This window comes from Candidatus Pantoea deserta, from assembly GCF_003813865.1.
In the GTDB taxonomy this organism is placed as follows: Bacteria; Pseudomonadota; Gammaproteobacteria; order Enterobacterales; family Enterobacteriaceae; genus Pantoea; species Pantoea deserta.
In genome coordinates this window covers 374,424-394,919 of the sequence record NZ_RMVG01000003.1, presented here as the reverse complement: position 1 = coordinate 394,919, position 20,496 = coordinate 374,424, and the positions used below count along the sequence as shown (strand labels likewise).

Sequence of the window (20,496 nt, the reverse complement as noted above, 5' to 3'; positions counted from 1 at the left end):
GTTTATGAATTACTTTTTGTTGCCAACTGCGCTATCGAGCCACTGAGAAAAATCTTTGCCCAGCACCGGATGGCGAACACCGTACTCAACGAATGCCTGCATATAACCCAGTTTGTTACCGCAGTCATGGCTCACACCTTTCAGGTGATAGGCTTCAACCGTCTCTTTCTCCATCAGCATGGCGATAGAGTCAGTGAGCTGAACTTCGCCGCCTGCGCCCGGAGGGGTTTTCGCCAGCAGAGGCCAGATGTCCGCAGAGAGCACGTAACGACCTACTACCGCGAGGTTAGAAGGCGCTTCAGTGGCTTTGGGTTTTTCAACCACGCCAACCATCGGTGCGCTGTCGCCCGGTTGCAGTTGCGCGCCCTGGCAGTCAACCACGCCGTAGGCGGTCACGTCAGCTACCGGCTCAACCATAATCTGGCTGCGGCCAGACTCGTCGAAACGGCTCAGCATTTCCGCCAGGTTATCTTTGGTCGGATTCGATTCATATTCGTCGATAATCACGTCCGGCAGGATCACCGCAACCGGCTCATCGCCAACCAGCGGATGGGCGCACATAACCGCGTGTCCCAGGCCCTTCGCGATACCCTGACGCACCTGCATGATGGTGACGTGCGGCGGGCAGATTGACTGGATTTCATCCAGCAGCTGACGCTTAACGCGTTTTTCCAGCATCGCTTCCAGTTCGAAACTGGTATCGAAGTGGTTTTCAATGGAGTTTTTAGAAGAGTGCGTAACCAGCACAATTTCGTTGATTCCTGCCGCAATACACTCGTTAACGACATACTGAATTAACGGCTTATCAACCAGCGGTAACATTTCTTTTGGAATAGCTTTTGTTGCAGGGAGCATACGGGTGCCCAAACCAGCAACAGGGATTACCGCTTTTTTTACTTTGGACTTATAGGCAGACATCAAGATACCTCTCTTATAGGCCGTTCAAGTTAATACTTGATATGTCGGTTGAAATTCGGGATGAGTATATCAGTTACCTTCGGGCGGATTTATCCTGGAAGGAGTCAATCCGCAGAATTTAAGACTATTACCCAAGTGTAAAGCTAACCTCTGGACCTGTCTTGCGCCCCTGATGAAATTAAATTTTTTCGCTTAATCTTCAGACGATAACATCAGACGGATCCTGCCACCCGCGCCCCAGACGTGGCATTGCCAGCTGTCGGCGCGTTGACTGATTTGGTTAAGATGAGTGCTTCCCATAGTGCCAAGGGGAACACCATTACTGAGTTGAATTTGGTGGGTGTAAACATGAAGCGTGGCGTTTAATCCAGCGGAAACCAAAATAAGGTTTTTATGGGTGCGGTTATAGTAACCAACCAGCAACGGAAATTGCCCGCTCAGATTAGCCTGACGTAACAGAAGATTCACCTGACGAAGTAAACCGTTTAATTCCGGCAGACGCTGTTTTTGTCCTGACAGCTGCTCCTGCAACAGCCCATTAAACAGGGCGCGCAGCAGCAATGCCGCCAGCACGCCATTGTCTCCTGCCCGCGTCACGTCGAGGCAGTAAAAGGCGAGATCTTTATCGGATAACGCGGCAATATCCAGCACCAGCCCCGGCTGCTCAGCCATAGTGAGCTGACGATAGTTAATGCGGCAGCTGGCCACAGTCTGCTGAACCGGCGGCTGAAGCTGTTTCAGCAGCTTAGCCGCCGCGGCCGGATCCCGTACCAGCGCGTCCCAGTCCTGAAAAAGCTGCTCATCCTCCTCAACTTTCGAGGTGAACATCGATGGATAGAGGCATTCATAGACCGCTTCGCGAAAACGCTCGAGATTTTTCAACGGTTTAAGCAGCACATCCTGCACGCCGAGGCGAAGCACATGAGCGATGTCCGCCATGTTTTCGGTTGCTGAAATAATTAAAATCGGCACGCTGTTGCCGCGCGTGCGGATATGTTCGACAAACTGGATACCGTTCATGCGCGGCATTTCCAGATCGCAGATCACCAAATCCACATCCTGCTGTTGCAGATGCCCGATTCCCTCGATGCCGTCGCCGGCTTCATAGGTGCTGGCGCCGAGCGCCAGCAAGAAGTTGTTTACCATAGAACGGAAAACGACCTCATCTTCGACAATGAGTATCTTTTTGCCGATTAGTGGTTTCTCCATTCTTTCCCCCTGCGTACCAGATCAATCAATAGTGGTTCATAAAACGCAGTTGCGCCTTTCAGAATTAGCCGAAGTAACATCTGTGAATGAACAACCTGATTATCTGTTACGCACCAGCGGTAATAGTTCATCCATTTTTTTCTCAACGGCGGCCTTGCCTGCCTCGATAGCTTCTGTAGCACGATGAAAATCCAGTGTCGAAATCTGCGGACACAACGGCTGTATCAGCACATCGGGCGGATCGCCTGCCATACGGTTGCGCTTAAGGCGATTTTCCAGCACCTGGATGGATGTGGTCATAATTTCCATCGCACCCGGCGTTTGCGTCGCGCGGCGGTTTTTAAGTCCCGCCACTCGCTGTCGAATTTTTTCAGCCCAGCTAAGCGCCGCGGCCGAAACGGCTTCGTCACCGTTTTGCGGCGTGACGGACAGAAGATCCTGCTGCATCAGGTGAGCGTCATGCTGAAGATCGACTGCAATCACGATGTCTGCTCCCAGCGCGCGCGTGAGCGAAACGGGAACAGGATTGACTACCGCACCGTCTACCAGCCAATAACCATTGTAGCCGACAGGCGGCAATAAGCCTGGCATACTACAAGACGCGCGCACAGCCTGATGCAGATCGCCCTCGGTCAGCCACAACTCACGACCGGTACTTAAATTGGTCGCGACCACCCCAAAGGGTCTGGCGCAGCTCTCCAGGGTATCATGCGCGATAATCTCGCGGATATGGCTGAAGACGCGTTCGCCACGCAGTAGTCCCCCGCGCTGCCAGGAGAGGTCCATTAAACGAATCACATCCCAGTAGCGGAATGCGCTGACCCATTTTTCCATCTGCGGCAGACTGTTATTTACATAGGCCGCGCCTACCAGCGCGCCGACTGAACAGCCCGCCACAACGTCAATTTCAATCCCCGCCCGCGTCAGCGCGTTAATAACGCCAATATGCGCCCATCCTTTGGCTGCGCCTGAGCCTAGCGCCAGTCCTATTTTTACCTGTCTCATTTACCCTCTGCTGCCAGTATATGGCATAGATTCACTGCGCCAGCTCGGCTACCATATGGCGTTATCCCTATTTTTATCGCTCACAGGAGTCATTGTGTCCGAAACCTGTCCTTGCTGTAGCGGGAAGCAGTATAGCCTATGTTGCGCTCCCTTTCTGACCGGCGAGCAGCTGCCTGAATCAGCTGAGCAATTAATGCGCTCGCGCTACACCGCTTATGCAATGCAGAACGTAAACTGGCTTATCGCCAGCTGGCATCCCGACCAGCGTATACCCGATATGGCGCAGCGATTATCTGAAAGTTTCGCCCATACCGAATGGCTTAGCCTGAATGTAACCTGTTGTAATCATGGAAGCCATGATAATGAAGCTTTCGTCACTTTTTTTGCGCGTTACCGCGAAAAATCCAGCATAAGCGCCATCTATGAGCGCTCGCGCTTTATTCGCGAGGATCAACGCTGGTACTATGTTGACGGAACGACGCCCCAGGTCGGGCGCAACGATCGCTGTCCTTGTGGCTCCGAAAAAAAATACAAGAAATGTTGTGGCTGAACAGCATACGCCTCAACAGTTTTATTTAATCGCTTTGACAGGACTCTGATCGAGATGCAAGCGCAAACCATGCAACGAAAAGTTTTACGTACCATTTGCCCTGATGCGAAAGGTCTAATCGCTAAAATTACGAATATCTGTTACAAGCACGAGCTGAACATCGTGCAAAACAATGAATTTGTTGATCATCGTACCGGACGCTTTTTTATGCGCACGGAACTTGAAGGTATTTTCAACGATAATACCCTGCTGGCCGATCTGGACAGCGCGCTGCCCGCAGGCTCTTCGCGCGAACTAAACAGCGCAGGCCGTCGTCGCGTGGTGATTCTGGTTACTAAAGAAGCGCACTGCCTCGGCGATTTGCTGATGAAAAGCGCCTTTGGCGGGCTGGATATGGAAATTGCCGCGGTAATCGGCAACCATGACACGCTGCGTTCGCTGGTTGAGCGTTTCGATATTCCTTTCGTTCTGGTCAGTCATGAAGGCCTGTCGCGTGAAGAACATGACAACCGCATGGCGGATGAGATCGATCGCTACCAGCCTGACTACGTGGTGCTGGCAAAATACATGCGCGTGCTGACGCCGGCATTCGTGCAGCGCTATCCGAATCAGATCATCAACATTCACCACTCCTTCCTGCCAGCCTTTATCGGCGCGCGCCCTTATCACCAGGCTTACGAGCGCGGCGTGAAGATCATTGGCGCGACCGCGCACTACGTAAATGACAACCTGGATGAAGGTCCTATCATCATGCAGGACGTGATTAACGTCGATCACAGCTATACCGCTGAAGAGATGATGCGAGCGGGACGTGACGTCGAAAAAAATGTGCTGAGCCGTGCCCTCTACAAGGTGCTGGGACAGCGCGTATTTGTTTACGGCAACCGCACGATTATTCTTTAAACGGTTACGGCGCTGAATTGACGGCAAATTCAGCGCCACGGGTAAAAAGTGGGCAAACGGTTCACATTTTTCTTTTAGGCGCTTTACAGCAGAGACGCATTTGATATGATGCGCCCCGCTTTAAGGCACAATGATTCAGGCCAGTGGTGGGATTCCCGAGCGGCCAAAGGGAGCAGACTGTAAATCTGCCGTCACAGACTTCGAAGGTTCGAATCCTTCTCCCACCACCATCTGAATCACATGTTCGCCTGATCGGTCATTACCAGCATATCCCAGGTGGGATTCCCGAGCGGCCAAAGGGAGCAGACTGTAAATCTGCCGTCACAGACTTCGAAGGTTCGAATCCTTCTCCCACCACCATCCTTGCATACTCTCTCTGATTAAACTCATGCTCCTGATTTTCCAATAACACCGGGGAGAAGGATGAGAAGCGTCGACCGAAGGTTCGGGTTGAGCGCAGCGAGACAACGCGCGCAAGCGCGGCCCGGAGGGTGAGGCGCAACGCGCCGAATCATCCTTCTCCCACCACCATCCTTGCATACTCTCTCTGATTAAACTCATGCCCATGATTTTCCCATAACACCGGGGAGAAGGATGAGAAGCGTCGACCGAAGGTTCGGGTCGAGCGCAGCGAGACAACGCGCGCAAGCGCGGCCCGGAGGGTGAGGCGCAACGCGCCGAATCATCCTTCTCCCACCACCATCCTTGCATACTCTCCCTGATTAAACTCATGCTCCTGATTTTCCCATAGCACCGGGGAGAAGGATGAGAAGCTTCGACCGAAGGTTCGGGTCGAGCGCAGCGAGACAACGCGCGCAAGCGCGGCCCGGAGGGTGAGGCGCAACGCGCCGAATCATCCTTCTCCCACCACCATCCTTGCATACTCTCCCTGATTAAACTCATGCCCATGATTTTCCCATAGCACCGGGGAGAAGGATGAGAAGCGTCGACCGAAGGTTCGGGTCGAGCGCAGCGAGACAACGCGCAGCACGCATCCTCATGACATTTCCATCAAAACTCGCTACCATCCGGCGCAACATTTGCAGAACACGGGTTCACGCCATGAAATTTGTTTCATTCAACATCAATGGGTTGCGCGCCCGCCCTCATCAGCTTGAAGCGCTGGTTGAACAGCATCAGCCTGACGTGATTGGCCTTCAGGAAACCAAAGTCCACGACGACATGTTTCCGCTCGAAGATGTCGCAAAGCTTGGCTATAACGTCTTCTATCATGGGCAGAAAGGCCATTATGGCGTGGCGCTGCTGACCAAAGTGCAACCCGTCTCGGTGCGTCGCGGTTTCCCTGGCGATGACGAGGATGCGCAACGCCGCCTGATCATGGCGGAAATCCCTAGTCCGGTAGGCGACATCACGGTGATTAACGGTTATTTCCCGCAGGGAGAAAGTCGCGACCACCCCATAAAATTCCCCGCGAAAGAGAAGTTCTACCGTGATTTGCAGACCTATCTGGAGCAGAGCCTGCCGGCGGATAAGCCCGTGCTGATTATGGGAGATATGAATATCAGCAGCACCGATCTCGATATCGGCATTGGCGAAGAGAGCCGCAAGCGCTGGCTGCGCGCCGGCAAATGCTCTTTCCTGCCGGAGGAGCGCGAGTGGATGGCGCGCCTGTTGAACTGGGGTCTGGTGGATACCTTCCGCGAGAAAAACCCGGAGATTAGCGACCGCTTCTCCTGGTTTGACTACCGCTCAAGAGGCTTCGATGACAACCGTGGCCTACGCATCGATCTGCTGCTGGCCAGCCAGCCGCTGGCCGCTCACTGCGTAGATTCTGGCATTGACTATGACATCCGCAGCATGGAAAAACCCTCAGACCATGCGCCCGTCTGGTCAACCTTCCAGTTCTAGAGCTGAGGCGTGGCCTTGCGCCACGCCCGTTATTGCACAATTTTCCAGATTAGCGGATTGGTCCCAAGCACCTTTTCATCGCGCGCGCACTGCAACAGCACCCCTTCGGACTTCACCACCGCCCCTTCGCTGTAGACACGGTTATCAAAGATGCAGCACTGCTGGCAATCAGGCGCGCGGTTCTGTCCCTGGGTCCACACTTCGGGCGGCATGTCGACCACCACATCCGCGTTGCCGCCAGCGTTGTACTCCTGCTGACGGGAGTGCGATGGACTGGCGGCCGCCGCACCGCTTATCAGCGCTGCTATTAAACACAGGCCGGGGAAATAACGCATTATTCGCTCTCCTTCACTTTGGGTTTCGCTTTCCGCGCAAAACGTTTTTTCTGCCCGGAGGCAGGCAGACCACGAAAAGCCATCGCGCTGGGCTGCTGGCGCGCCTGATGAATAAGCCCCGTCAGCGTGCTCACCAGCGGCTGCATAAACTCCTCGTAGCGGCACGCCTTTTCGCTGATGCGCGTCAGCGTCGACTCCCACTGCGCCGTCATATCAGGCCGCGCCGCCATCTCCGGCAGAGAATGAATTAGCGCGCGTCCGGCTTCCGTCGCGTTAATATAACGCCCTTTTTTCACCAGAAACGACCGGCGAAACAGCAGTTCGATAATCCCGGCGCGCGTGGCTTCGGTCCCTAAACCATCGGTCGCACGCAGCACTTTCTTTAATTCTTTATCCTGCACAAAACGGGCAATCCCCGTCATCGCCGACAGTAGCGTGGCGTCGGTAAAGGGACGAGGCGGCTGCGTCTGCTTCGCCAGCACCTCGCCGCGCTCGCACAGCAGCTCATCCTCTTTCGCCACCACCGGCAGCGGCGTGCCGTCATTTTCCTCGTCACGCTCCTTGCTGCCTAACAGCGCGCGCCAGCCCGCTTCAGCCAGAAAACGCGCTTTAGCGACAAATTTGCCGCCGGCAATATCCAGTTCAATAACGCATTTGCGGAAAATCGCGTCGGGACAAAACTGCATCAGATACTGGCGCGCGATCAGCGCGTAAACGTTCTGCTCGTTTTCGGTCAGCCGCACCGCGCTGGCGCGCGCGGTGGGGATAATGGCGTGGTGCGCATCGACCTTTTTATCATCCCAGCAGCGATTGCGGCGATCGGCGCTAAAATCCTCAGGCGGCGTCATCTCCCCGGCATGTGCCTGAATAGCCTTCAGCACGGCGTGCCGCCCCGCAAAGTGCTCTTCCGGCAGATAGCGGCAGTCAGAGCGCGGATAGGTAATCAGCTTATGGGTTTCATACAGCTTCTGACAAGTGTCCAGCACCGTCTGCGCGCTCAGCCCATAGCGTTTCGCCGCCTCAATTTGCAGACTGGAGAGTGAAAACGGCAGCGGCGCGCCCTCGCCTTCCCGTTTATCGTTGTAGCTGGTGACGATGGCGGGCTGTCCTGCGATGCGCGCCACAACATGATCCGCCAGCGCGCGATGCAGCAAGCGCCCCTCCTCGTCCTGCCAGGGTTCGCAGGCATCGCTCGGCACCCAGCTGGCGACGAAGCGCTGCTGATCCGGCGTAACGATATGCGCTTTAACCTCGAAATAATCTTTAGGGATAAAGTTTTCAATCTCTTCATCGCGGCGGACCACCAGCCCCAGCACCGGCGTCTGCACGCGTCCCACGGAGAGAACACCATCATAGCCTGCGTTACGGCCCAGCAGCGTCCAGGCGCGCGTCATATTGATACCGTAGAGCCAGTCGGCGCGCGCGCGCGCCAGCGCCGACACGCACAGTGGAATAAACTCGCGGTTTTCGCGCAGACGACTTACCGCCCGCTCCACGGCCTGCGGATTGAGATCGTTAATCAGGCAGCGCTGAACCCGGCTGCGTTTTTCCGGGGGCAGCTGTAAATAGTCCAGCACTTCATCCACCAGCAGCTGACCTTCACGATCCGGATCGCCTGCGTGCACCACCTCGCTGGCCTGCTTCAGCAGCTTATCAATGACCTTAAGCTGTTTCGCGACGGACGGGCGCGGCTGCAATTGCCATTTTTGCGGAATAATCGGCAGATCCGCCAGGGACCAGCGCGCGTAGCGGCTGTCATAGCTGTCCGGCTGCGCCTGCTCCAGCAGATGTCCAACGCACCAGGTAACGACCTGATCGTCGCCGCAGGCGATAAAGCCTTCGCCCCGGCGATGAGGTTTCGGCAAGACATCGGCAATCGCGCGACCAAGGCTGGGTTTTTCCGCAATAAACAAACGCATGGTTCAGAAACATCCTTTACTTCAGGGTATGAGGAACAGGTGGCTGAGGCGCAGCGCTATCTTAGTCTTTTCCGGTAACGGAGGTAAGCACTGGCGGGTTACGTCTGAATCGGCCGCACAAGATTCGCGCAACCCGCTAAGTTGAGGTAAAAACAGGGCGGTGTCTGTCAGAAATAGCTGACAAAAGGCGAGGTATCAGGATGAATGACAGTGGTGCTGGATTTTAACTGCGGCGTGCCCAGGTAGAGAAAGCCGACAATCGCGTCCTGTTCACGGCAGTTGAACGCGCTGCGCACCCGTTGATTCTCTGTCCAGGGTCCGCTGCGCCAGATACCATTAAAGCCCTGCGCCGCTGCCGCCATCTGCATCGCCATCACCGCACAGCCAGCCGAAACCACCTGTTCCCAGCGCGGCACCTTTGGATGCTCTTCACAGTGCGCGATCGCGGTAATAATCATGGGCGCGCGGAACGGCGAGCGGCTGGCTTTATCAATGGCTTTCTCATCCAGCTGCGCCTCGCGCGCCGCCTGCTCCAGCAGCGCGCTCAGCCGATCGCGCCCCTCATTTTCCACAATCACAAAACGCCATGGCTGAAGCGTGCCGTGATCCGGCGCGCGCATTCCCGCACGGATAATATTCTGCAAACTCTCTCCTGTCGGCGCGGGCTCAGTCAGGCGCGAGGCTGAGCGACGATTAACCAGTAATTCCAGTGCATCCATGATTTTCTCCTGATGTCATAACGCGTTGGCTAATCCTGGCACAGCCTGATCTTTTGTAACAGTCCGCCGCGATTTCCTGCTGACATTTTCCGCGCCGCTCTTTAGGATGAGGACGTCATGGAAGGCGTAGCCCGCACGGCGACCGCTTTCCGCTAGCGAATATGGAGAGTCTGATGCGCACATTGTGGCGAATTATTGCCGGTCTGTTCCGGTGGACATGGCGAGTGCTGAATTTTATCAGGGAGTTTATCCTTAATCTGTTTCTGATCTTTTTAATTCTGGTCGGCGTCGGTATCTGGTTGCAGATCAACGGCTCTGGCAGCAGTTCAGCGCCGGTGCAGCAAGGCGCGCTCAAGGTCGACCTCACCGGCGTACTGGTGGATAAACCCTCGGTCAGCAATAAGCTGAGCAAGCTGGGCCGTCAGCTGCTGGGCGCCAGCAGCGATCGCCTACAGGAAAACTCGCTGTTTGATGTGGTCGACGCGATCCGCCAGGCGAAAAGCGATAAAAATATCACCGGCATGGTGCTGGATCTGCGCGACTTCGCCGGTGGCGATCAGCCATCGCTGCAATATGTCGGTAAAGCCCTGCGCGAGTTCCGCGACAGCGGCAAGCCCATTTTTGCTCTGGGCGACAGCTACAGTCAGGCGCAATACTACCTGGCCAGCTACGCCAGCAAGATTTACCTGTCGCCGCAGGGCACGGTGGATCTGCACGGCTTTGCCACTAACGGTCTGTACTATAAAACCCTGCTGGATAAGCTGAAGGTCAATTCCCACGTTTTCCGCGTAGGCACCTATAAATCGGCGGTCGAACCCTTCCTGCGTGACGATATGTCGCAGGCAGCGCGCGACGCCGACAGCCGCTGGGTTGGGCAGCTATGGCAGAACTATCTCACCACCGTGGCGGGCAACCGTCAGATCACGCCGGACCAGCTGTTCCCCGGCGCGGCCGCGATTATCGCCGGTTTACAGGCTGTCGATGGCGATACGGCAAAATATGCGCTGAACAACAAACTGGTCGACGTGCTGGACACGCGCGCGGCAGCCGATCAGGAGCTGGTCAAAACCTTCGGCTGGGATAAAGCCAGTAACGACTACCACAGCGTCAGCATCTATGACTACAACGTTAAGCAGCCGACCCAGCAAGACGGCAATATTGCCGTGATTATGGCAAGCGGCGCGATCATGGACGGCGAAGAGACGCCCGGCACCGTCGGCGGGGATACAACCGCTGCGCAGATCCGCGATGCCCGCCTCGATCCGAAGATTAAAGCCATTATTCTGCGCGTGAACAGTCCTGGCGGCAGCGTAACCGCCTCTGAAGCGATCCGCGAAGAGCTGGCCGCCGCGCATGCGGCAGGTAAGCCGGTGGTGGTATCCATGGGCGGAATGGCCGCGTCCGGCGGCTACTGGATCTCAACGCCTGCGGATTACATCGTCGCCAGCCCAAGCACCCTTACCGGCTCCATTGGCATTTTTGGCGTGATTAATACGCTGGAAAACAGTCTGGAAAGCATCGGCGTACACACCGACGGCGTTGCAACCTCACCGCTGGCTGACGTCGCCTCGACGAAAGCGCTGCCGAATGAGGTCCAGCAGATGATGCAGCTGACGATTGAGAACGGCTACCGCAACTTTGTGGGCCTGGTTGCCGCCTCGCGCCACAAGACGCCTGAGCAGATTGACGCGATCGCGCAAGGCCATGTCTGGACCGGCAGCGATGCGAAAGCGAATGGTCTGGTAGACGCGCTCGGCGATTTTGACGACGCGGTGAAAAAAGCAGGCGAGCTGGCGAAAGTCGCGCAGCCTCAGCTAAGCTGGTATCAGGATCAGCCTGGCATGTTTGATATGCTGCTCAGCCAGGTCAGCGCCTCTGCCCAGGCGGTGCTGCCTTCGGCGCTGAAAGTCTGGCTGCCCGCGCCCATGCTGGATGTGATGAGCGCTATGAAACAGCAGCCGGGCCTGCTCAATAACCTGAACGATCCGCAAAATCGTTACGCCTTCTGCCTGAACTGCGGCGAAGTGCGATAAAGCTCGCAGCCCGGTCACAGACCGGGCTGCTTTTCCCCTGCTTTCCCCTTATACTGCGCGTTTTACGGCAAGTCTGAGTTTCTGATGCAAAAGAAAAATATTTATGTGGCCTATACCGGCGGCACTATTGGTATGCAGCGTTCAGCACAAGGCTACATCCCCGTTTCAGGTCATCTCCAGCAGCAGCTGGCGAACATGCCTGAATTTCACCGGCCTGAAATGCCTGATTTCACCATTCACGAGTACGATCCGCTGATCGATTCTTCCGATATGACTCCCGAAGACTGGCAGTCTATCGCAGAAGATATTCAGCAGAATTATGATCGTTACGATGGTTTTGTTATCCTGCATGGAACCGATACCATGGCGTTCACCGCTTCGGCGCTGTCGTTTATGCTGGAAAACCTGGCGAAGCCGGTCATCGTTACGGGTTCGCAGATCCCGCTGGCTGAATTGCGTTCGGATGGGCAGCAAAACCTGTTGAACGCGCTTTACGTTGCGGCTAACTATCCGGTCAATGAGGTAACGCTGTTTTTTAATAACCAGCTCTATCGCGGCAACCGGACGACCAAGGCGCACGCGGATGGCTTTAACGCCTTTGCCTCGCCTAACCTCTCGGCGCTGCTGGAGGCGGGTATTCATATTCGTCGTCTGAATACGCCACCTGCCCCGCAGAGCAAAGGTCCGTTGCAGGTGCACACCATTACGCCGCAGCCGATCGGCGTGGTCACCATTTATCCGGGCATTTCAGCGGACGTGGTGCGCAACTTCCTGCGTCAGCCGGTGAAGGCGCTGATTTTGCGCTCATACGGTGTCGGTAACGCGCCGCAAAACGCTGAGTTCCTTGCGGAGCTACAGCAGGCCAGCGATCGCGGCATTGTAGTGGTCAATCTGACCCAGTGTATCTCTGGCAAGGTGAACATGGGCGGCTACGCCACGGGCAACGCGCTGGAACATGCAGGGGTAATCAGCGGCTTTGATTTAACGGTAGAAGCGGCCCTGACCAAGCTTCACTTTTTGCTGAGCCAGGATCTTTCCTGCGAAGAGATCCGTGCCAGAATGCAACAAAATTTACGTGGTGAACTTACCGAAGACTAATAGCGGAGAAACCTGTTATGAAACAGGCCCTCATTATCATAGACATCCAGAACGACTTTTGTCCGGGCGGGCCTATGGCTGTCCACGAAGGCGATATGACCGTTCCGGTCGCCAACCGTTACGCGAGAGAGTTTCGCGCGCGCGGCGAATGCGTGCTGGCCTTACAGGACTGGCATCCAGCCAACCACGGCAGTTTTGCCTCAGTTTCGGGCGAACCTGTCTATACCCTGGGCGAACTGAACGGCCTGGCGCAGATCTGGTGGCCAGATCATGGCATTCAGGGTTCGGTCGGCGCCGAACTTCATCCTGACCTGGACCGCAGCCTGATTGACGCGATATTCCATAAGGGTCAGGATGCCGATGTCGACAGCTATAGCGCCTTTTTTGACAACGGCCATCGCCGCAAGACCGAGCTGGACAGCTGGCTTCAGGCCAGAGGCATTACGCATCTGGTGATGCTGGGGCTTGCCACAGACTACTGCGTTAAATACAGCGTGCTGGACGCGCTGGAGCTGGGTTATCAGGTCACGGTGGTCAAAGAGGGATGCCGTGGGGTTAACCTTAACCCGGAAGACAGCGACATTGCCTTCGCACAAATGAAGGCGCAGGGCGCCGTGCTGATCTAGACAAACAAAGAGGCCGACGTAACGTCGGCCTCTTACTTAGTGGAGATTGATGCGCGTAATCTCGGAATCGATGCCGAACTCTTCCTTCAGCTCTCTCTTCGATTTTGTCACCATTTCGCCACCTTTGCCGATCGTCATATGCTGAGGCGCTTCATTGTGGCGCGCCTGATACAGCATCACCAGCTGCATGCAGTTCTCGCGCTGCGCCTGGCTAAGCGCCACGCCATCCGGCCACTTACCTGTTTCTACCGCCGCGGCGAGGCGCTGATAAACCTCAGGGGTCATGGCATCGACCATGGCTTCAAGCTGCTCTTTCATGCGTTACCCCTGGGTTTCATCGCCCTGCTCATCGATAAAGCTCAGCGACACTGAGTTGACGCAGTAACGCTCGCCGGTAGGCTGCGGACCATCGGGGAACACATGTCCCAGATGCGCGTCACAGCTGTTGCAGCGGATCTCAATACGATGCATACCGTGCGAATCATCTTCCAGATAGCGGATCGCGTCGTCGTTTACCGGCTGATAAAAGCTCGGCCAGCCGCAGCCTGAATCATATTTGGTTTCAGAGAGAAACAGCGGCGCGTTGCAGACCAGACAGTGATAGATCCCCTCCTGCTTATTGTGCAAAAGCGCGCCGCTGAACGGCGGTTCAGTGCCATGATGCTGAGTCACATAACGCTGCATTTCAGACAATTGCGCAATTTTTGCTTCGGATGCGGTTTCTTTAGCCATTTGAGTGGTCCCGGAGAGTGTCATTCTGAAAAAATCGACTAATATTCTAACAAACGAATAACATTGACGGCATTATTTTCGTGCTTAGTTGTCTGACTTTCCTCTCACAGCGCAGATTTGTGATACCGATCACCTTTTGCTGGCGGTATCCCTTTATATTCAGCGATCGGGTTCTGGCATCATCTCAACACGCTTGTTGCGCAAGCGGTTGCGCAACAAATTATTCCTGTCGAACGGATTGACCTGTCGCAACTATTGACACGATTCCGCTTGACGCCTGGTAAGGTTTTTGTAATTTTACAGCCAACCTTTTATTCACTAACAAATAGCTGGTGGAATATATGACTATCAAAGTAGGTATCAACGGTTTTGGTCGTATCGGCCGTATCGTTTTCCGTGCTGCTCAGCAGCGTTCTGACATCGAAATCGTTGCCATCAACGACCTGTTAGACGCGGACTACATGGCTTACATGCTGAAGTACGATTCAACGCACGGCCGCTTCAACGGCACCGTTGAAGTGCAGGACGGCGCGTTGATCGTCAACGGCAAAAAAATCCGCGTTACCTCTGAAAAAGACCCGGCTAACCTGAAGTGGGACGAAGTAGGTGTTGACGTCGTTGCTGAAGCTACCGGTATCTTCCTGACTGACGAAACTGCACGTAAACACATCACCGCCGGCGCGAAAAAAGTCGTGCTGACCGGTCCGTCTAAAGACGATACCCCGATGTTCGTTCGCGGCGCTAACTTCGACAAATATGCTGGCCAGGACATCGTTTCTAACGCATCCTGCACCACCAACTGCCTGGCTCCGCTGGCAAAAGTTATTAACGACAAATTCGGTATCGTTGAAGGTCTGATGACCACCGTTCACGCTACCACTGCTACCCAGAAAACCGTTGACGGCCCGTCTCACAAAGACTGGCGCGGCGGCCGCGGCGCATCTCAGAACATCATCCCGTCATCAACTGGCGCAGCGAAAGCCGTGGGCAAAGTCCTGCCGGAGCTGAACGGTAAACTGACCGGTATGGCGTTCCGCGTTCCGACCCCGAACGTGTCTGTTGTTGACCTGACCGTTCGTCTGGAAAAAGCTGCGTCTTACAAAGAAATTTGTGAAGCAATCAAAGCCGCTGCCGAAGGCGAAATGAAAGACGTACTGGGCTACGTTGAAGACGACGTGGTTTCTACCGATTTCAACGGCGAAGTGCTGACTTCCGTATTCGATGCGAAAGCAGGTATCGCGCTGAACGACAACTTTGTGAAACTGGTTTCCTGGTACGATAACGAAACCGGTTACTCAAACAAAGTTCTTGACCTGATCGCGCTGGTTGCTAAATAAGCACAGCGTTAAGACAGGCGACAAGGGCGACTTCGGTCGCCCTTTTTTTTCGTAGCAACAGGAAGGATTCGGTTATGCAAGATAAAATCTTTTCCCTGCCCGTGGCAGAGCAGATCTCTCCCTATCTGTCGCAGCGCATGCTGGGCGACCTGCCGGTGATTGTGGTCAGCCATCCTCAGGTGCGCGCTGCGGTCACGCTTCAGGGCGCGCATCTTATCGCCTGGCAGCCGAGCGGAGAAAAGCCGGTTATCTGGCTCAGTGAGAAGTCACTTTTCGCGACGGGAAAAGCCATTCGCGGCGGCGTGCCGATCTGCTGGCCGTGGTTCGGTCCAGAAGGCCAACCGGCGCACGGTTTCGCACGTAATCAACCCTGGACGCTGTCCGCGCACGATGAAAACGAAGAGAACGTGATGCTCACCTTCGTGCTGGAAAGCAGCGAGCAGACAAAGAAACTGTGGCCGCATGACTTTACCCTTTTTGCCCGTTTCCGTCTCGGTAAGCACTGTGAAATCGAGCTGGAAGCGCACGGCGACTTTAACGCAACGGGCGCCCTGCACAGTTACTTCCAGGTGGCCGATATTGCCGGCGTAGAGGTCAGCGGGCTGGGCGAACATTTTATCGATAAAGTCGATAACAACAGCGAACACGCCTCCAGCGGCAAACAGACCTATCCGGGCCGCGTTGACCGTATTTTCACCCGACCGGAGGATTGTTCGCTGATTCATGATAAGCAGGGGCAGCGCATTATTGAGGTCTATCACCATCATCACAGCGATGTGGTGACATGGAATCCAGGCGTGGAGCTGTCATGCAGTATGGCCGATATGCCTAACGATGGTTATAAGACTATGGTGTGCGTGGAGACGGCGCGCATTAGCAAGCCAATGAACAGCGCAGGCGAAAAACCAGCGCGGCTGGCGACCACGTTCCGCCTGCGGCAGAAGATATAATCACGCGGGCTGATTGTCTGGACAGATGCAATAAAACCGAAAAGCGCGCGTGGCGGCAGTGAGAGGGTCGCCACGCGCGCTTTTGTATTATCTTCCGTGCTGGCTTGTTACGCATCGCGTTAAGGGATGACAGGCCGGGAGCGCATACGATTTCGCCGCCGGTCCGCCTCTCCCGCCACCATGACGCTCAGAGAGCCTTGCCCGGCGTTTAGACCACATCCAGCGGCATTTTGCTCTGCGGCGGCGGGAAGGCATTATTGATTCGCGCCAGCTCTTCGTCGCTCAGACTGATGTGAAGCGCGGCGGCATTCTCTTTTACGTGCGTTAGCGAACTGGCCTTGGGAATAGCTATCACGCCCTCTTTGCGTATCACCCAGGCGAGCAGCAGCTGCGCTACGCTAATGCCCTTCTGTTGTGCAATTTCCACCAGCGTGGTGTCGGAAAACAGCGCCTGACGCAACCTGCCCGCCTGCGCCAGCGGGCAATACGCCATTACCGGCATGTGGCGAAGCTGGCATTCCGGCAGGAGATCGAACTCAATGCCGCGCGAGGCCAGATGATAGAGCACCTGATTCGTGGCGCACTCTTCACCGCCTGGCTCGCTCAGTAGCTCCTGCAAATCGTCAACGTCAAAATTAGAGACGCCCCAGCGCAAAATTTTTCCCTGCTGCTGAAGCGTCTGCATCGCGCGAATGGTCTCTTCCAGCGGCACGTTGCCGCGCCAGTGCAGCAGGTAGAGATCGAGGCGATCGGTGTCAAGGCGGCGCAGACTGCGCTCGCAGGCTTCGACAGCGTCCACCTCGCCCGCATTCCAGGGGTAGACTTTGGAGACGAGAAAAGCGTCGTCACGGCGTCCGCGTAGCGCTTCGCCAACTACCTCTTCCGCGCCTCCCTCGGCGTACATTTCGGCCGTATCGATCAGGGTCAGACCGCAATCCAGTCCCGCCTGTAGCGCCGCGACTTCTTCACGACGACAGAGGGCGTCCTCACCCATATACCAGGTGCCCTGACCGATTGCGGGTAGTAACGTGCGGCCATCAAAAGTGATTCTGTTGTCCATGCAAGGCTCCTGCATCAATTCAGGGCACCATTCTGGTGCCAGGGTTACATTTTTGCCCCGTTATAGCGCGACTCAGAAGGTATAGCTAATCCCTGTCCAGAGCGTTGTCTGGCCGCTCTTATCGATCATCGGACTGTCTTTGATTTCACTATCGAAGCGGGTATAGCGGCCCACCAGGCTGGCGTTCCACTGCGGGGCAATCTGATAGCTGGCGCTCAGCTCGACGTAGGGAGACCAGCTGTCATCCGGCTGATAACGATCGATACCGGTACGCGCGGATTCATGGCTGGAGACGCCGTAGTAGTAACGGTTCTGGTTCGCGCTGTTCCACATTGCGCCCACGCCTGGCGTCAGGCTAAAGTCGCCAAACTGGAAGCGATAGAGATAGGTCAGATCCCAGATAATGCCATTGCTGTTGTTCAGCACATCGCCCAGCAGCGTGGTGCGCAGAATGCCCCACTCCGCCATATGGCTATAGGTTGCGCCGCCCATTAGCGTCATGCGACGCTTGTCGAGGCCTTTCATATCCCCCAGGTCGTTTTCACCCGGATCGTACTGCTGCGGCGAACCCAGCAGCGTTAAGGAGAGCTGATTCTGAGGATCCTTCCAGAGGTAGTAACCGCCCTGCAAACTGCGAAACCAGAAATTCTCGCCCTCGTAATTCACGATGGGAACCGGTAAATAACGGTCCTGACCACCCCGGTAAGGTGACTGAGCATAAATCACTGATGCGCCAAGCGAGAAGGATTCAGCCGCGGCGCTGTTTACAAAAAAAAGACAAGGGATAATCGCAGCAACCGCTTTAAGTTTGAATTGGTTCACAATTAATTTCTTCCATAAATATAAGAATCAGCCAGAAGTTTAACGATTTTCGCTCGCCAGTTTAACCTTTATCTGAGGTGCTCTTTAACGGAGCGGCTGAGGACGGCACATCTGCCGGATTATTCACCCTTTTCTTCCTCAACATTGCCGGGCTGGCTTTGCAACAATCTGACTTTGTTATTGATATATCGCCAAATAGTAAAATTATGCGGAGGAAATTTCCTGGAATGCCTTCTACAGTTAAAAGTAAGCCGTGAGTGTTAGTACGAGCAGAGTGACCATAAGAAGTGTGTATCCCGATAACAATACATCAGGTTGGCATAAGGGTTGCTGTACTCAAAAGAGAATATCTTCCGGGAGCTGCAAGCGCTTTTAATTACGCTCCTTTACCTGTGCTAAAAACGAAAGGACGGGCATCGCTATGAATATATTCGATCATTATCGTCAGCGTTATGAAGCTGCCAAGGACGAAGAGTTCACGCTACAGGAATTTCTCGCTATCTGTAAGCAAGATCGTAGTGCATACGCCAACGCCGCAGAACGACTGTTGATGGCTATCGGTGAGCCAGTCATGGTCGACACTGCCCAGGAGCCACGCCTTTCCAGAATATTCTCCAACCGTGTGATTGGCCGCTATCCGGCCTTTGAAGAGTTCTATGGCATGGAAGAAGCCATCGAACAAATTGTCTCTTACCTGAAGCATGCTGCTCAGGGTCTGGAAGAGAAAAAACAGATTCTGTACCTGCTCGGCCCGGTTGGGGGCGGTAAATCATCGCTGGCGGAGCGTCTGAAATCGCTGATGCAGCGTGTTCCTATTTATGTGCTGAGCGCCGATGGCGAACGCAGCCCGGTCAACGACCATCCGCTCTGCCTGTTTAACCCTCAGGAAGACGCCAATATTCTTGAAAAAGAGTACAACGTGCCGCGTCGCTATCTGGGCACCATTATGTCTCCGTGGGCGGCCAAACGTCTGCACGACTTCGGCGGCGATATTACCCGCTTTAAAGTCGTTAAAGTCTGGCCTTCCATTCTGGAACAGCTGGCCATCGCCAAGACCGAGCCAGGCGACGAAAACAACCAGGACATCTCTGCGCTGGTCGGTAAAGTGGATATTCGCAAGCTGGAGAACCATGCGCAGAACGATCCTGACGCCTACGGCTACTCCGGCGCGCTGTGCCGCGCGAACCAGGGCATCATGGAGTTCGTAGAGATGTTCAAAGCGCCGATTAAGGTGCTGCACCCCCTGCTGACCGCGACGCAGGAGGGCAACTATAACGGTACGGAGGGCATCTCCGCCCTGCCGTTCAACGGCATTATCCTGGCGCACTCCAACGAATCAGAGTGGGTGACGTTCCGTAACAACAAAAACAACGAGGCGTTCCTCGACCGTGTTTATATCGTCAAGGTGCCTTACTGCCTGCGCGTCTCCGAAGAGATCAAAATCTACGAGAAGCTGCTTAACCACAGTGAGCTGGCTACCGCGCCCTGCGCGCCCGGCACGCTGGAAACCCTGGCCCGCTTCTCTATTCTGTCGCGCCTGAAAGAGCCGGAGAACTCCAGCATCTATTCGAAAATGCGCGTGTATGACGGCGAAAGCCTGAAGGACACCGATCCCAAAGCGAAATCCTGGCAGGAGTATCACGACTATGCCGGGGTGGATGAGGGTATGAATGGCCTTTCAACCCGCTTCGCGTTTAAGATCCTGTCGCGCGTTTTCAACTTCGACCATGCCGAAGTGGCGGCCAACCCGGTTCACCTTTTTTATGTGCTGGAGCAGCAAATCGAGCGTGAACAGTTCCCGCAGGATCAGGCAGAGAAATACCTGGAGCATCTGAAAGGCTATCTGATTCCGAAATATGCGGAGTTTATTGGTAAAGAAATTCAGACCGCCTATCTGGAGTCTTACTCTGAATATGGTCAGAACATCTTTGACCGCTATGTGACCTATGCCGATTTCTGGATTCAGGATCAGGAGTATCGCGATCCGGATACCGGCCAGCTGTTCGACCGCGAATCGCTGAATGCGGAACTGGAAAAAATCGAGAAACCCGCCGGGATCAGCAACCCGAAAGATTTCCGTAATGAGATTGTGAACTTTGTGCTGCGCGCCCGCGCGCAAAATAATGGTCGCAACCCCAACTGGACCAGCTACGAGAAACTGCGCACCGTGATTGAGAAAAAAATGTTCTCAAATACCGAGGAGCTGCTGCCGGTTATCTCGTTCAACACCAAAACCTCCACGGATGAACAGAAGAAACACGATGATTTTGTCGACCGCATGATGGAAAAAGGCTATACCCGCAAGCAGGTTCGCCTGCTGTGCGAATGGTATCTGCGCGTGCGCAAGTCGTCATAATCACGCCACGTAAGCACGTTGATGCGCAGGCATTAACACCTGTAAGGTCGGGCAA

The 20,496-nt window shown here is 55.0% G+C and carries 19 protein-coding genes, 2 tRNA genes and 3 other RNA genes; 14 read left to right on the top strand and 10 right to left on the bottom strand.

Annotated features, from left to right (window positions below; all coding sequences use genetic code 11):
* Positions 1 to 9: 9 nt before the first annotated feature.
* The 3 genes from galU to rssA form a co-directional block, all read right to left on the bottom strand.
* Positions 10 to 918 (bottom strand): UTP--glucose-1-phosphate uridylyltransferase GalU, encoded by a 909-nt coding sequence (gene galU / locus BBB56_RS07145; protein WP_123800181.1) that lies wholly within the window; start codon positions 916 to 918, stop codon positions 10 to 12.
* Positions 919 to 1,110: 192 nt separating this feature from the next.
* Positions 1,111 to 2,127 (bottom strand): two-component system response regulator RssB, encoded by a 1,017-nt coding sequence (gene rssB / locus BBB56_RS07140; RefSeq protein WP_123800179.1) that lies wholly within the window; start codon positions 2,125 to 2,127, stop codon positions 1,111 to 1,113.
* A 99-nt stretch (positions 2,128 to 2,226) separates the two neighbouring features.
* Entirely contained in the window at positions 2,227 to 3,132 is a 906-nt protein-coding gene (gene rssA / locus BBB56_RS07135) for a patatin-like phospholipase RssA (protein ID WP_123800177.1), read from the bottom strand.
* A gap of 94 nt (positions 3,133 to 3,226) precedes the next feature.
* On the opposite strand from rssA, the gene BBB56_RS07130 reads away from it, so the two are divergent.
* From BBB56_RS07130 to xthA, 8 genes are all read left to right on the top strand, one after another.
* The gene (locus BBB56_RS07130) at positions 3,227 to 3,682 is read left to right on the top strand and encodes a YchJ family protein (RefSeq protein ID WP_123800175.1); all 456 of its coding nucleotides are present in this window, start codon (positions 3,227 to 3,229) and stop codon (positions 3,680 to 3,682) included.
* A 54-nt stretch (positions 3,683 to 3,736) separates the two neighbouring features.
* Positions 3,737 to 4,585 carry a formyltetrahydrofolate deformylase gene (gene purU / locus BBB56_RS07125; protein WP_123800173.1) on the top strand — a complete coding sequence of 283 codons (849 nt, stop codon included), beginning with the start codon at positions 3,737 to 3,739 and terminating at the stop codon, positions 4,583 to 4,585.
* A 145-nt stretch (positions 4,586 to 4,730) separates the two neighbouring features.
* Positions 4,731 to 4,815: transfer RNA gene (locus BBB56_RS07120), tRNA-Tyr, on the top strand.
* Between the two features lie 45 nt (positions 4,816 to 4,860).
* Positions 4,861 to 4,945, top strand: a tRNA-Tyr gene (locus BBB56_RS07115).
* Between the two features lie 42 nt (positions 4,946 to 4,987).
* Positions 4,988 to 5,116, top strand: a non-coding RNA gene (locus BBB56_RS07110) — RtT sRNA.
* Positions 5,117 to 5,158: 42 nt separating this feature from the next.
* A non-coding RNA gene (locus tag BBB56_RS07105) (RtT sRNA) lies at positions 5,159 to 5,287 on the top strand.
* Between the two features lie 42 nt (positions 5,288 to 5,329).
* A non-coding RNA gene (locus tag BBB56_RS07100) (RtT sRNA) lies at positions 5,330 to 5,458 on the top strand.
* Between the two features lie 189 nt (positions 5,459 to 5,647).
* Positions 5,648 to 6,454 (top strand): exodeoxyribonuclease III, encoded by an 807-nt coding sequence (xthA, locus tag BBB56_RS07095; protein ID WP_123800171.1) that lies wholly within the window; start codon positions 5,648 to 5,650, stop codon positions 6,452 to 6,454.
* 29 nt (positions 6,455 to 6,483) lie between these two features.
* Here the strand turns inward: xthA and BBB56_RS07090 are convergent, their stop codons facing one another.
* The 3 genes from BBB56_RS07090 to BBB56_RS07080 all read right to left on the bottom strand — a co-directional run bounded on the left by BBB56_RS07090 (position 6,484) and on the right by BBB56_RS07080 (position 9,427).
* Complete coding sequence (locus tag BBB56_RS07090; RefSeq protein ID WP_123800169.1) at positions 6,484 to 6,789, bottom strand: YnjH family protein; 306 nt, start codon at positions 6,787 to 6,789, stop codon at positions 6,484 to 6,486.
* On the bottom strand, positions 6,789 to 8,708 hold the full coding sequence (locus tag BBB56_RS07085) for a DNA topoisomerase III (protein ID WP_123800167.1): 1,920 nt from the start codon (positions 8,706 to 8,708) through the stop codon (positions 6,789 to 6,791). The genes BBB56_RS07090 and BBB56_RS07085 overlap by 1 nt, the downstream gene beginning before the upstream one ends.
* A 167-nt stretch (positions 8,709 to 8,875) precedes the next feature.
* Entirely contained in the window at positions 8,876 to 9,427 is a 552-nt protein-coding gene (locus BBB56_RS07080; protein WP_123800165.1) for an NAD(P)H nitroreductase, read from the bottom strand.
* Positions 9,428 to 9,600: 173 nt separating this feature from the next.
* On the opposite strand from BBB56_RS07080, the gene sppA reads away from it, so the two are divergent.
* The 3 genes from sppA (at position 9,601) to pncA (ending at position 13,184) form a co-directional block, all read left to right on the top strand.
* Positions 9,601 to 11,460 carry a signal peptide peptidase SppA gene (gene sppA / locus BBB56_RS07075; RefSeq protein WP_123800163.1) on the top strand — a complete coding sequence of 620 codons (1,860 nt, stop codon included), beginning with the start codon at positions 9,601 to 9,603 and terminating at the stop codon, positions 11,458 to 11,460.
* An 84-nt stretch (positions 11,461 to 11,544) separates the two neighbouring features.
* Positions 11,545 to 12,558 (top strand): asparaginase, encoded by a 1,014-nt coding sequence (gene ansA / locus BBB56_RS07070; protein ID WP_123800161.1) that lies wholly within the window; start codon positions 11,545 to 11,547, stop codon positions 12,556 to 12,558.
* Positions 12,559 to 12,575: 17 nt separating this feature from the next.
* Positions 12,576 to 13,184: a bifunctional nicotinamidase/pyrazinamidase gene (gene pncA, locus BBB56_RS07065; protein ID WP_123800159.1), complete on the top strand. Its 609-nt coding sequence runs from the start codon at positions 12,576 to 12,578 to the stop codon at positions 13,182 to 13,184.
* 36 nt (positions 13,185 to 13,220) lie between these two features.
* On the opposite strand, the gene BBB56_RS07060 is transcribed toward pncA, so the two are convergent.
* Together BBB56_RS07060 and msrB are read right to left on the bottom strand one after the other, a co-directional pair.
* Positions 13,221 to 13,502 (bottom strand): YeaC family protein, encoded by a 282-nt coding sequence (locus BBB56_RS07060; protein ID WP_123800157.1) that lies wholly within the window; start codon positions 13,500 to 13,502, stop codon positions 13,221 to 13,223.
* A 3-nt stretch (positions 13,503 to 13,505) separates the two neighbouring features.
* Positions 13,506 to 13,916, bottom strand: coding sequence for a peptide-methionine (R)-S-oxide reductase MsrB (gene msrB, locus BBB56_RS07055; protein ID WP_123800155.1), 411 nt, complete (start codon positions 13,914 to 13,916; stop codon positions 13,506 to 13,508).
* Positions 13,917 to 14,257: 341 nt separating this feature from the next.
* Here msrB and gapA point away from each other — a divergent pair, with 341 nt between their 5' ends.
* Both gapA and BBB56_RS07045 read left to right on the top strand, forming a co-directional pair.
* Entirely contained in the window at positions 14,258 to 15,253 is a 996-nt protein-coding gene (gene gapA / locus BBB56_RS07050; RefSeq protein WP_120453972.1) for a glyceraldehyde-3-phosphate dehydrogenase, read from the top strand.
* Positions 15,254 to 15,327: 74 nt separating this feature from the next.
* Positions 15,328 to 16,203, top strand: coding sequence for a D-hexose-6-phosphate mutarotase (locus BBB56_RS07045; RefSeq protein WP_123800153.1), 876 nt, complete (start codon positions 15,328 to 15,330; stop codon positions 16,201 to 16,203).
* A 208-nt stretch (positions 16,204 to 16,411) separates the two neighbouring features.
* Here the strand turns inward: BBB56_RS07045 and BBB56_RS07040 are convergent, their stop codons facing one another.
* Together BBB56_RS07040 and BBB56_RS07035 are read right to left on the bottom strand one after the other, a co-directional pair.
* Positions 16,412 to 17,263 (bottom strand): aldo/keto reductase, encoded by an 852-nt coding sequence (locus BBB56_RS07040; protein WP_123800151.1) that lies wholly within the window; start codon positions 17,261 to 17,263, stop codon positions 16,412 to 16,414.
* A gap of 72 nt (positions 17,264 to 17,335) precedes the next feature.
* Positions 17,336 to 18,085, bottom strand: coding sequence for a MipA/OmpV family protein (locus BBB56_RS07035; protein ID WP_123800148.1), 750 nt, complete (start codon positions 18,083 to 18,085; stop codon positions 17,336 to 17,338).
* Positions 18,086 to 18,506: 421 nt separating this feature from the next.
* On the opposite strand from BBB56_RS07035, the gene yeaG reads away from it, so the two are divergent.
* On the top strand, positions 18,507 to 20,441 hold the full coding sequence (gene yeaG / locus BBB56_RS07030) for a protein kinase YeaG (RefSeq protein WP_123800146.1): 1,935 nt from the start codon (positions 18,507 to 18,509) through the stop codon (positions 20,439 to 20,441).
* Positions 20,442 to 20,496 lie beyond the last annotated feature (55 nt).

Excerpts from the sequence above, each read along its gene's own strand:
- galU (WP_123800181.1), bottom strand. The coding sequence starts at position 918 with ATGTCTGCCTATAAGTCCAAAGTAAAAAAAGCGGTAATCCCTGTTGCT.
- rssB (WP_123800179.1), bottom strand. The coding sequence starts at position 2,127 with ATGGAGAAACCACTAATCGGCAAAAAGATACTCATTGTCGAAGATGAG.
- rssA (WP_123800177.1), bottom strand. The coding sequence starts at position 3,132 with ATGAGACAGGTAAAAATAGGACTGGCGCTAGGCTCAGGCGCAGCCAAA.
- purU (WP_123800173.1), top strand. The coding sequence starts at position 3,737 with ATGCAAGCGCAAACCATGCAACGAAAAGTTTTACGTACCATTTGCCCT.
- xthA (WP_123800171.1), top strand. The coding sequence starts at position 5,648 with ATGAAATTTGTTTCATTCAACATCAATGGGTTGCGCGCCCGCCCTCAT.
- BBB56_RS07090 (WP_123800169.1), bottom strand. The coding sequence starts at position 6,789 with ATGCGTTATTTCCCCGGCCTGTGTTTAATAGCAGCGCTGATAAGCGGT.
- BBB56_RS07085 (WP_123800167.1), bottom strand. The coding sequence starts at position 8,708 with ATGCGTTTGTTTATTGCGGAAAAACCCAGCCTTGGTCGCGCGATTGCC.
- BBB56_RS07080 (WP_123800165.1), bottom strand. The coding sequence starts at position 9,427 with ATGGATGCACTGGAATTACTGGTTAATCGTCGCTCAGCCTCGCGCCTG.
- sppA (WP_123800163.1), top strand. The coding sequence starts at position 9,601 with ATGCGCACATTGTGGCGAATTATTGCCGGTCTGTTCCGGTGGACATGG.
- ansA (WP_123800161.1), top strand. The coding sequence starts at position 11,545 with ATGCAAAAGAAAAATATTTATGTGGCCTATACCGGCGGCACTATTGGT.
- pncA (WP_123800159.1), top strand. The coding sequence starts at position 12,576 with ATGAAACAGGCCCTCATTATCATAGACATCCAGAACGACTTTTGTCCG.
- BBB56_RS07060 (WP_123800157.1), bottom strand. The coding sequence starts at position 13,502 with ATGAAAGAGCAGCTTGAAGCCATGGTCGATGCCATGACCCCTGAGGTT.
- msrB (WP_123800155.1), bottom strand. The coding sequence starts at position 13,916 with ATGGCTAAAGAAACCGCATCCGAAGCAAAAATTGCGCAATTGTCTGAA.
- gapA (WP_120453972.1), top strand. The coding sequence starts at position 14,258 with ATGACTATCAAAGTAGGTATCAACGGTTTTGGTCGTATCGGCCGTATC.
- BBB56_RS07045 (WP_123800153.1), top strand. The coding sequence starts at position 15,328 with ATGCAAGATAAAATCTTTTCCCTGCCCGTGGCAGAGCAGATCTCTCCC.
- BBB56_RS07040 (WP_123800151.1), bottom strand. The coding sequence starts at position 17,263 with ATGGACAACAGAATCACTTTTGATGGCCGCACGTTACTACCCGCAATC.
- yeaG (WP_123800146.1), top strand. The coding sequence starts at position 18,507 with ATGAATATATTCGATCATTATCGTCAGCGTTATGAAGCTGCCAAGGAC.